Source organism: Streptomyces sp. 8L (assembly GCF_020176795.1).
GTDB lineage: Bacteria > Actinomycetota > Actinomycetes > Streptomycetales > Streptomycetaceae > Streptomyces.
This window is the reverse complement of the sequence record NZ_JAIUKE010000423.1, coordinates 1-10,914: the sequence shown is the minus strand read 5'-3', so window position 1 is coordinate 10,914 and position 10,914 is coordinate 1. Positions and strand designations below refer to the sequence as shown.

The window sequence follows — 10,914 nt, the reverse complement described above, 5'->3', positions numbered from 1 at the left end:
TCCCTCTAAAAGCCATTATCTACATCTATAATAGGGGGCGGCCGGGGGGGCGCCCCCCGCCCGCCCCCCCCCCCCCCCGGCCCCCGGGGGGGGCCCCCCCCCCGCCCCCGGGGCCCCCCCGCCCCGCCCGCGGCAGGCCGAGGTCGCGCGGCTCGCCGGGGTGTCCCAGGCCACCGTGTCGCTGGTGCTCGCCGGCAAGAAGCAGGGCGCGGCCATCTCCGACGAGACCCGGCGCAAGGTCCTCGAAGCGGCCCGCGCCCTCGGCTACGTGCCGGACCCGGCGGCCCGCAGGCTGGCCGCGGCGCGCAACGACCTGCTGGGCGTCTTCAGCTTCACCGCGACCTTCCCCACCGACGTGCAGCACTCGTACTACCCCTTCCTCGTCGGTGTCGAGCAGGAGGCCGCCGCGCGCGGCTACGACCTGGTGCTGTTCACCGGTTCGAGCAGCGGCGGCGCGGGTGCCGCGGGCCCCGACGCCCTGGGCCGGGTGCGGCTCGCCGACGGCTGCCTCTTCCTCGGCCGCCACGCGCCCGCCGCGGAGCTCGGGCGGCTCGTCGGCGACGGGTTCCCCGCGGTGCACATCGGCCGCAGGGACGAGCTGGAGGGGCTCGCCTGGGTGGGCGCCGACTATGTCAGCGCGGCGGCCGACGTGGTGGCCCACCTCGCGGGGCTCGGCCACCGCCGGATCGTGCTGGTGCGCGAGGACGACGAGGCGCCCGCCTCCACCGACCGCGAAAGCGGCTTCCTCGCGGGGCTCGGCAAGGCCGGGCTGGACGCCGGCGAATCCGCCGTGTTCCGCTCGGCGGACCCCGCCGCCGACCTCACAGCGGCGCGGCTGCGCGACTGGATCGCCGACGGCGTGACCGCGTTCGTCGCCGAGGAGACCGACACGGGAAGCGCCTGGCGCGCGCTCCACGGCGCCGTGCGCGAGGCGGGGTACGAGGCCCCGCGCGACCTCTCCCTCGCGCTGCTCGGCAGCCCCCCACCCGACCTGCCGGCCGCACACGTCCCCACGGGCTTCGACGTCCCGCGCCCGGAACTGGGCGCCGCCGCGGTGCGGTTGCTGGCCGCGCTCGTCGCGGGGGAGAAGGCGGGAGAGCCGCTGGTCCCCTGCACGTTCAGGCCCGGCGAGACCTCGGGACCGCCCCCGGCCGCGCCCTCCTGAGCGGCGGCGCCCCCGGTGCGCGACTGCCCGCGCGCCCTCTGGAACCACCCGCACCACCCGCACCACGCACCACCCGCACCACAAGGAGAACCGTGATACCCGAACCGGACATCCTCGTCGTCGGCGGCGGACTCGGCGGCGTGGCCGCGGCACTCGACGCCTGCCGCGCCGGCCGCCGCGTCGTCCTGACCGAGGAGACCGACTGGATCGGCGGACAGCTGACCGCCCAGGCCGTGCCGCCCGACGAGCACCCCTGGGTCGAGCAGTTCGGCACCACCGCGTCCTACCGGCAGCTGCGCGAGTCCATCAGGGCGTACTACCGCCAGTGGTACCCGATGCGTTCCGAGGCCCTCGCGCTGAGCCGGCTCAACCCCGGCGCGGGGCGCGTGTCGAAGCTCTGCCACGAGCCGCGCGTCGCGGTGGCCGTACTGGAGGCGATGCTCGCGCCGCACCGTGCGGCGGGACGGCTCACCGTCCTCACCGAACACCGCCCCGTCGCCGCCGAGGCCGAGGGCGACACCGTACGCGCCGTCACCGTGGAGGACCTGGCGGGCGGCGGCCTGCGGACCCTCGCCGCGCGGTACGTCATCGACGCCACCGAGACGGGCGAACTGCTCGAACTCGCCGGTGTGGAGCACGCGCTGGGCGCCGAGGCCCGCGCGGAGTACGACGAGCCGCACGCGCCGGACACCGCCGATCCGCTCAACCAGCAGGGGATCACGGTGTGTTTCGCGCTCTCGCACCACGAGGGCGAGGACCACACCGTCGACCGGCCGGAGATGTACGACTTCTGGCGCGCCTACCGGCCCGTTTTCTGGCCCGGCCCGCTGCTCGGCTTCCTCGCCCCCGACCCGCGCACCCTGGCGGCTGTGCCCCGCACGTTCGTACCGAACCCCGACGTCGACCCGCTCGCGGTCTCCGCCGACCAGTCGGCCGACGCGGGCGACAAGGAACTCTTCGGCTTCCGCCGCATCCTGGCCCGCAAACTGCACAGGCCCGGCGCCTTCGACTCCGACATCACCCTCGTCAACTGGCCCCTCAACGACTACTGGCGCAAGCCGCTGATCGGCGCGGGCGAGCAGGTCGCGGCCGAGGCGGTCGCCGAGGCGCGCCAGCTCTCGCTCTCCGTCCTGTACTGGCTCCAGACCGAGGCGCCCCGCGCGGACGGCGGCACCGGCTTCCCCGGCCTCAGGCTCCGCCCGGACGTCACCGGCACGGCGGACGGCCTCGCGAAGTCCCCCTATGTGCGGGAGGCGCGGCGCATCAAGGCCGTCACCACCGTCACAGAACACGACGTGTCCATCGACCTCGTGGGGCCGTACGGGGGCACCAGGCACCGCGACTCGGTCGGTGTCGGCAACTACCGCATCGACCTGCACCCGTCCACCGGCGGTGACAACTACATCGACATCGGCTCCGTGCCGTTCGAGATCCCGCTCGGCGCGCTCGTACCCCGCCGGGTCCGCAACCTCCTGCCGGCGGGCAAGAACATCGGCACCACCCACATCACCAACGGCTGCTACCGGCTCCACCCGGTGGAGTGGAACATCGGCGAGGCCGCCGGCGCCCTGGCCGCCCACTGCCTCGGCGAAGGCGTGGAACCGCGGCAGGTGCAGGCGGACGACAAACGGTTCGAGGAGTTCGCCGCGGTCCTCGACCGGTCCGGAGTGCAGCGCCACTGGCCCGACGTACGCGGCTACTGAGACGCCGCCCCGCGTACCCGGCCACCGAAACGGCGTGCGGCACACGGCGCACGGCCGGACGGGAGCAGCTCCACCTGCCCCGCCCGGCCCACCGCCCCCGACAAACGCCACACAGCACAAGGAGGTGCCCAGACCAATGACCACCCACCGAATCCGCGTCGGCATCGACGTGGGCGGGACCTTCACCGACGCCGTGGCGGTGGACGCCACGACCCTCGACCTGCTGGGGCAGGTGAAGGTTCCCACCAGCCACCACCATCAGGACGGGGTCGCCCACGGCATCGTGGAAGCTCTCGACCGCCTGCTGGACCAGACCGGACACGCCCCCGAGGACGTGGCCTTCCTGGCCCACGGCACCACCCAGGCTACCAACGCGCTGCTGGAGGGCGACGTCGCCACCGTCGGACTCATCGGCATCGGCACCGGCCCGGGCGCCGCACTGACCCGCCGCCTCGCCTCGCTCGGCAAGCTCGAACTGACGCCGGGCAGGACGCTGCCCCTGTCCTACGCACATGTCGCCGACCCCGACGACCCGTCAGCCGTCTCCGCCGCGCTGGAGCGCGTCGTGCGCGACGGGGCCGAGGCCGTCGTCGCCACCCAGCCGTTCTCCGTGGACCGCCCCGAGGGCGAGGACACCGTCACGGCCGCGGCCGGGGAGCGCGGGCTGCCCGCCACCGCCGCGCACGAGATCACCTCGCTGTACGGGCTCCAGAAGCGCACCCGTACCGCCGTCGTCAACGCCGCGATCCTGCCGCGCATGCTCGCCACCGCCGACCTCGTGGACTCCTCGATCATCAAGGCGGGGGTCAGGGCGCCGCTGATGGTGATGCGCTGCGACGGCGGCGTCATGGCGCTCGACGAGATGCGCCGCAGGCCGCTGCTGACGGTGCTGTCCGGGCCCGCCGCGGGCGTCGCGGGCGCCCTCATGCAGGAGCGCGTCAGCGAGGGGCTGTTCCTGGAGACGGGCGGGACGTCGACCGACATCAGCGTCGTCAGGCGCGGCAAGGTCGCCGTCCGGCACGCCGTCATCCTCGGCAAGTCCTCCTATCTGTCGGCCCTCGACGTACGGACCGTCGGCGTCGGCGGGGGTTCCATGATCAGGATCGACGGAGGGAAGGCCGTCACGGTCGGGCCGCGCAGCGCGCACATCGCGGGGCTGCCCTACGCGTGCTTCGCGAGCGCCGAGGACCTGCGGGACGCGAAGCTCGCGACCGTACGCCCCATGGAGGGCGACCCCGCGGACCACGTCGTCCTCGATGCCGCGGGCGGCCGGTACGCCCTGACCATGACCTGCGCGGCCAACGCGCTCGGCCGGGTCCCCGAGGGCGACTTCGCCCGCGCCGACCAGGACGTCGCGCGCGCGGCCCTGGCGCCGCTCGCCGCCGCGCTCGGCGTGGACGTCGCCACCGCTGCGGCCCGGGTCCTCGACGCGGGAACCGCCCAGGTGCGCACCGTCGTCGAGCAGATGATCAAGGACTACCGGCTCGACAGGGACACGGCCGTCCTCGTCGGCGGGGGCGGCGGCGCCGCGTCCGTGACACCGCACCTCGCCGCCACCACAGGACAGGACGGACGCATCGCCCGCCACAGCGAGGTCATCAGCCCCATCGGGGTCGCCCTCGCCCTCGTACGCGAGCAGGTCGAGCGGATCATCCCCGGCGCGACCCAGGAGCAGATCCTCGCCGTACGGGCCGAGGCCGAGCGCGCCGTGACGGCGCAGGGGGCCGCGGCCGACGCGGTGGAGGTCGAGGTCACCGTCGACCCGCAGACCAACACGGTCCGCGCCGTCGCGACCGGCGCGACCGAACTGCGCACCCAGGACCGCGGACACCGGGCCGGCGACGCCGAACGCCTCGCCGCCGCCGCGGCCAGCCTGCACAGCGACCCCGCCACGGTGCGCGTCCTTGCCGCCACACCGTCGCACACCGTCTACGGCACCGAGGTGCACCGCCGCTTCCGCGGCACCCGCCACCCGGTGCGCGTCGTGGACGCCGACGGCGTCGTACGGCTGCACGTGCCCGACGCCTGCGTCGCCGCCACCACGGCGGGCGACGCCCCCTCGGCGCTCGCCTCCCTCGTCGACGAGTCGACCTCGTACGGCGACGGCGGTGTACGCGCCCCCGCCCTCAGGCTGCTGATCGGCTCCCGCATCGCCGACCTGTCCGGGGTTCTCGACCCCGGCTCCCTGCTGGCCCTCGCCCGCAGCGAACTCGGCTCGCGCGCCGCCGACGAGCCCGTCGTCGCCGTCGTGGAGGCACGGACATGACGCTCACCCTCACCCCCGCACAGCGCGCCGCCCGCGACCTCGCGGCACTGGACGACACGGAGTTCGGCGCCCGTCTGCTGGCCTCGTCCCCCGTCCACGAAGGGCGCGACCACGCCCTGCTGCGCGCGTGGGCCGCGGCGGCGGCCGACTTCGGCAGGTCGCTGCCCCCGGCGCAGCCCCTGGCCGCACGCGTCGTGGAACGCGACGGCGGCCTCGCCCTCGGCATGCTCGCCCGCTACCGGTCGAGGCCCGCGACCGTCGAGCTGTACACCGACGCCATCGCCGCCGCCGAGGACCTGGTGGACCGGCTCGGCTGGCGCGCCCTGTACCCCGAGGGCTCCGTACGCGCCGCCGCACTGGCCCACGAGGCCGCCCACGAGCAACTCCACCACGGCACGGGAAAGGCCGGGCTGAAGCGGGCCCTCGGCCATGTCGTGCTCTCCCTCGGCGGCCGGCGCGTGTACGGCCACGTCGCGGGCGCCGACGAGATCGCCGCGCACGCCCGCGCGGCCCGCGAGGCCGGACTCGGCCGGAGCCCGCTCCTGCTGGCCGAGGCCCTCGCCGCCACCGCCGCCCCGCCGCCGGGGCCGGCCACCGAGCAGCCGCGGGACCGGCGCGGACGAAGGAGGAAGTAACCATGGGCATCGTCATCCTGCTGGTCATGGCGGCCGGAGTCGCCGCCATGCTCAGCCGCAAGCTCCCGACGGCGTTCGCGCTCGTGATCCTCGCCGTCGTCATCGCCTTCGTCTCCGGCGCGCCGTTCACGGGCAAGAACAGCGTCATGGACACGGTCCTCCAGGCGGGTGCCCCGGCCCTCGCCGCCACCATGATCGCCATCATCCTGGGGTCCTGGCTCGGCAAGCTGCTGGACGAGACCGGCATCGCGGGCACCCTCGTCAGGAAGATCGTCGAGTTCGGCGGCGACCGGCCCACCGTGGTCGGCCTCGGTGTCCTCGCTGTGTCCACCCTCATCGGCACCGTCACCGGATCGGCGCCCGCCGCGATGCTCGCGGGCATCATCGGCATCCCGGCCATGATCGCGGTCGGCATCCCGAAGGTGACGGCGGCGGGCACCATCCTGATGGGCATCGCCGCCGGCATGCCGTTCGAGCTGCCCGTATGGCAGTTCTTCTCCAGCGCCCTGCACCTCTCCGTCCCCGAGGTACGCGGCTTCATGATCAAGCTGTTCCCGCTGGCGCTGGCGGCGGCGATCGCGTTCGTCCTCATCGAGACGCGGCGCCGCGGCGTCGAGCACGCCTGGGCGTTCAAGTCCCCCGTCGCGCAGAAGTCGCGCCCCGCCTCCCGCCGGGCGCGGCTCGGCGACGCGCCCTGGTACGCCCTGCTGACCCCGCTGGTGCCGCTCGCGCTCGCCCTCGGCCTCCAACTCGCCATCATCCCCTCGCTGCTGGCGGGGGTCCTGTACGCGCTGGTGACGACGACCAGGCCGCGGGAGATGAACAAGCGGCTGCTGCGCACGCTGTACGCGGGCTTCGAGGTCGCGGCCGCCCCGGTCGCCCTCTTCGTCGCCATCGGCATCCTGCTCGCGGCCGTCCAGCTGCCCGGCGCGATCGACGCGCTCCAGCCCCTGGTCAAGGCGGTCAGCCCGCAGAACCCGGTGCTGTTCGTCGTCGTCTTCACCGTCCTCGTACCGCTGTGCCTCTACCGCGGACCGCTCAACGTCTACGGGCTCGGCGCGGGCATCGCCGGAGTCCTGATCGCCGCCGGCATCTACCCGGCCGTCGCCGTGCTCGGCCTGACGACCTCGTACAACCAGGTCTTCGGCGTCGCCGACCCGACCAGCACGCAGACGGTCTGGGCGGCGCAGTACGCGGGCGTGGGCCCCCAGCAGGTGATGGCCAGAACGCTGCCGTACGTGTGGTGCGTGGCGCTCGGCGGCTTCTGCGTCACCGCCGCGCTGTACGTCTGAACCGGCGCGCCGGCGGGCCTTTGCCCGCGGTGAGCGGGCGGAGGCCCGACCGGCCGCCGCCGGGGGCCCGGCAGCCGACGGGCGGCGGCCGCCGGGCGACACGAGGCGGGTCGGCGGGTGGGCGACGCTCCGCACACACGCGGCACAATGGAGCGGTCGAGAGCGAACGGGCCTGAGCATGCCACCGGGGTCGCCTGGCACCGGAACGAGCGGACGACGGACGCGAGAGGCTGGTGGGACGGCCGGATGAGTGAGCCGGACGCGGAGCCGGGTTCCGAGGAGACGTGGGAGCCGGAGGTCGCGCGGTGGCGCGATCCGGAGGGTGACTACGTCCTGCCGCGCGGCCTGCGCTCGCTGCCGCCGCCCTGGGACGAGGGCGACTGGAGCCGGATCGCGCGCCTTCCGCACACCGGCGAACGGGTGGCGGAGGCCAGGCGCGTGGCGACCGTGCTGCTCGCGGACCCGCAGGTGGTGCGCTCCGTGCCGGAGCCGCCCCCGCCCGGCACGTTGTTGCACGTGTGGGAGGAGTTCCATCAGGCGGTCGGAGCGAGGATGCCCCGCACGGGCCAGGTGACGTGGGCCGGTGTGGATGAGCTGGCGGGGGAGTGGCGGGAGCGGGAGCCGCCGGACCTGTTGCGGCGGCACGCCGCGGACCATGTCGAGGTGGTGATGCTCGCCCTGATCCGGTTCCTGCGGGACGACACGGCAGACTCGGTGTTCCGCTGGCTGCTGCTCGACCCTGATCCGGGCCGCTTCGCCGCGTGGGCGGTGGAACTCGCGGAGCGGTGCGTGATCGAGGACATCGGTGCCGACCCGGGCCTCGCGCTGCTGGGCGCGATGGCTGTTCCGGAAGCCGTCGCGGCGCTGGAGCGCCTCTCCGTCAAGCCGGAAGGCCCGGCGAGTTGGGACAACGCGGAGGCCGCACTGGGGATGCTCGCCGACCTGCACGACCGGGCACCGGGCCGGTAGCGGGAAGCGGGGGGACCGCACGGGAGCCTGTGACCCGTACAGGAGCCTGCTCCCCCGCTGCCGCGCTGTCCCGCTGCCGCGCTGCTCGGTTCGGTTGACTCGGGGTGAGCATGGACGCCGCGGCGCGAACGGCGGGCCTCCGCGGTCTTCTGGCAAGCCGTCATCCCGCCTTCCCGCGGCGGAACACCGAGCCGTCGCGTACGAACAGCAGCAGGACGACCAGGGCCACCACCACGAGGACGACGATTCCGGTCCGGCCGCTCACGTAGGTGCCGACCTTGTGCCAGGCGCTGACACGGGGCGCCGCGGCTTCGTCGGCCAGCCAGACCGATCCGTCCGATGCCGTCGCGGGCTCCCTGGCGGCCCGCTCCACGGTTTTCGGCAGGTGCGGGAGCTCTCGGTCCATCTGAGCCGGACTGAGCTTCTTGGACGGCAGTTCGGTCCAGTCGACGCCGCCGGTCCGCATCACGTACGTGACCATGGTGTTGCCGACCCGGGTCGTCTGCTTGTAGGTGAAGTCCCCGTCGTTGATGGAGTGGAGATAGCTGTCGTAGACCTGCTTCGGCTGCCACGACCCGTGCAGGGAGGCGGGCCCCACGTCACCGGAACCGATCAGCTTGTCGAACGAGGTGCTGTGGCCCGCGGCGTGCCGGTCGCGTATCCACTGGGCGACGACGCGGGCCAGGAACGCCCTGCGCAACGGCGCGTAGTCGGCATCGGTGTTGACCGCCTTCACGATCTTCGGGACCATCATGTCCTGCTCCAGCCGCTCATCGCGTGCCGTTTCCGCGGGGTCCGCGTTGCAGGAGGCCTGCCCCAGCCCGGCGACGTCCTCCGCTTCGGCCTTGACGTCGAGCGTGGCCTTCAGGACGTAGAGCGAGTCGCCGTCCTCGCGCACCTCCACGTCCCCCGGCACGATCCACATCCGCGACGAGTAGCAGACCTGCTCCGACGAAATGCCGAGCCGTCTCCAGTACTCGGCGCCGAAAGAGGTCTTGGGGTCGAGCAGCTTCCCCTCGGTCTGCTTCATCCGCCAGTCGGCCTCAAGCAGCGCACGGCCGGCGTTCGTCCGGCCGAGCTTCGTGTCGATGACACGGTCCGGCTGGTCCGGGTTGAGGTTGACCCAGAACGTGTCGGGGCTCAACACCAGCCAGGTCCGCAGATCGGCCATGCTCTCGACCAGTGCGCTCGCGCCCGTCCGGGAATCCTGTTCCCGTCCCTTTTGGGCGGCCTTCGCCGAGAAGGCGTACCGCACACCGGAGCCGGCGCGGTCCGACAGGTAGCGCAGCTGGAGACTGGAGAAGTCGACCCCGCCATAGGTGGGTGAGGACAGCGCACCGCTCAGCCCGCTCTCGTCGCCTCCGCAGGGCCCGGATTCCGAGAGCGCCAGGCCGAGGGCCTGCGCATCGTCCGGTGGCGGGCACGGACGCGTCATGCCCACTTTCCCGCCGGCCTCCCTGAGCGCCTTCTCAGCGGATTCCGCGGGGGCGGTGTCCTGCTGTGCCCCGGTGCCCAGATACGCTTCGGCGCTCTCCGGGTCCTTCATCTTCGGCCACTCCATCGTGCCGTTCTTCGTCCGCTCGTCCACGGCACTCTGCATCGCGCCGAGCCGGGCGGCCGAGAGCCGTGTGCCCGCGATGGTCACGTCCACGTCGTTCTGGGCCATCTCGCGCGCCGCCGTCCGGGTGTCCGTCGCGGGCTTCCCGTTCCGTGCGGGCTTGAACGGGCTGAAGATCTGCGTCCAGCGGTCCGTCGTCTCGATCTCCACGGTGGCCTTACGGCCCGCTTCCCGGCCTTCCCAGTTCTTCAGCCGTCCGACCTGCTTGGCGAAGTCGTCCTTCCGGGTGGCCGAGCCGGCGTTCTTGACCTCTACGACGCGCACCACACCGCTCTTGTCCTGGTAGACCACGTCGGCGTCCGGGATCTCGTCGAGATCCACCTTCTGCCCGTTGCCGAGGTCAGCCTGCTCGCGGCGCATCTCGACGCCGACTGCCGCGTCCACCTGGGTGCCGGGCGCCGCGTTGGCGGCGGCGCGCCGTACGGCGTTCACCTCCGCGCGCGCCTCGGCGAGCTTGTCCGCGGTGGGGGCGTTCACGACCTTGCCCTCCAGCGCCGAAGCGGCATGGCGGTTGACGTTCTCGCGGCGCGCCAGGTCGGTGATCTCGGCGAGCGCGTCCGCGGCGTTCTTCTTGCTGATCTCGCCCTTGCCCGGGTCGGGGTGGTCCCTGGTCCGCTCGACCAGCCCGTCGATCTGGTCGCTCGGCACCGAGGAATGGCTCTCGCGGAGAACGGTTCTCGCCTCCGCGGCCTTGGCGTCGAGATCACTCTGCTGCGAGGCAGGCGCCAACCGGCCGCTGGAGTACGGGACGAAATCGCCGGCCTGTCTCCCGTAGCCGTCCGGCGCGGCGGCGATCTCGCTGTCTCCACGTGCCGAAGAGCCGCCGGGCCCGCCGCCCGTGGTGCAGATCAGCGCGCACACACCCAGCAACACGGCCAGGCCGGCGGACAGGGCGCGGCGGTGCGACCTGCCACGTATCGGCACAGTGATCTTCCACGCGGCTCCCCGGCGGTTCCCGGCCGGGAACAACGCCGCCAACAGCGCGCTGAGGCGCGGTACTTCACGGCTCCCCATGGTCGTCCTCCCGGAGCGCGGCCACCGCGCACGCGGCGTCCAGGTGTGCCGCGGGGGAGGGAGGGGGCCCGCCCCGGGAGGGCCCGCTCGGGCCTCGCGTGGCCGCTCCCACCCGGCGTTCACCGCTGGGGAAGGCGACCACGCCCGCCGGGCACGGGGCCGCGTCCACGACGTCCCGCCCGGTCCACAACGACCGGCGCACACACTCGCCGCGCTCCCGGGATCTGGACGCGCGAAGGACCACCCCCGGGA

Annotated in this window: 7 protein-coding genes; 6 read left to right on the top strand and 1 reads right to left on the bottom strand. The window is 73.7% G+C overall.

The window, feature by feature from the left end:
- The first annotated feature begins 160 nt into the window (after positions 1 to 160).
- The 6 genes from LCE31_RS29510 (at position 161) to LCE31_RS29485 (ending at position 8,030) form a co-directional block, all read left to right on the top strand.
- Positions 161 to 1,165, top strand: coding sequence for a LacI family DNA-binding transcriptional regulator (locus LCE31_RS29510; RefSeq protein WP_225019625.1), 1,005 nt, complete (start codon positions 161 to 163; stop codon positions 1,163 to 1,165).
- 92 nt (positions 1,166 to 1,257) lie between these two features.
- On the top strand, positions 1,258 to 2,868 hold the full coding sequence (locus LCE31_RS29505) for an FAD-dependent oxidoreductase (protein WP_225019623.1): 1,611 nt from the start codon (positions 1,258 to 1,260) through the stop codon (positions 2,866 to 2,868).
- Between the two features lie 136 nt (positions 2,869 to 3,004).
- On the top strand, positions 3,005 to 5,134 hold the full coding sequence (locus LCE31_RS29500; RefSeq protein WP_225019621.1) for a hydantoinase/oxoprolinase family protein: 2,130 nt from the start codon (positions 3,005 to 3,007) through the stop codon (positions 5,132 to 5,134).
- Positions 5,131 to 5,769, top strand: coding sequence for a hypothetical protein (locus LCE31_RS29495; protein WP_225019619.1), 639 nt, complete (start codon positions 5,131 to 5,133; stop codon positions 5,767 to 5,769). The genes LCE31_RS29500 and LCE31_RS29495 overlap by 4 nt, the downstream gene beginning before the upstream one ends.
- Before the next feature lie 2 nt (positions 5,770 to 5,771).
- Positions 5,772 to 7,061, top strand: coding sequence for a TRAP transporter large permease subunit (locus LCE31_RS29490; RefSeq protein WP_225019617.1), 1,290 nt, complete (start codon positions 5,772 to 5,774; stop codon positions 7,059 to 7,061).
- Positions 7,062 to 7,307: 246 nt separating this feature from the next.
- Positions 7,308 to 8,030 (top strand): hypothetical protein, encoded by a 723-nt coding sequence (locus LCE31_RS29485; protein WP_225019615.1) that lies wholly within the window; start codon positions 7,308 to 7,310, stop codon positions 8,028 to 8,030.
- 160 nt (positions 8,031 to 8,190) lie between these two features.
- Here the strand turns inward: LCE31_RS29485 and LCE31_RS29480 are convergent, their stop codons facing one another.
- Positions 8,191 to 10,662, bottom strand: a complete 2,472-nt coding sequence (locus LCE31_RS29480) for a hypothetical protein (protein WP_225019613.1) — start codon at positions 10,660 to 10,662, stop codon at positions 8,191 to 8,193.
- Positions 10,663 to 10,914: the final 252 nt, after the last annotated feature.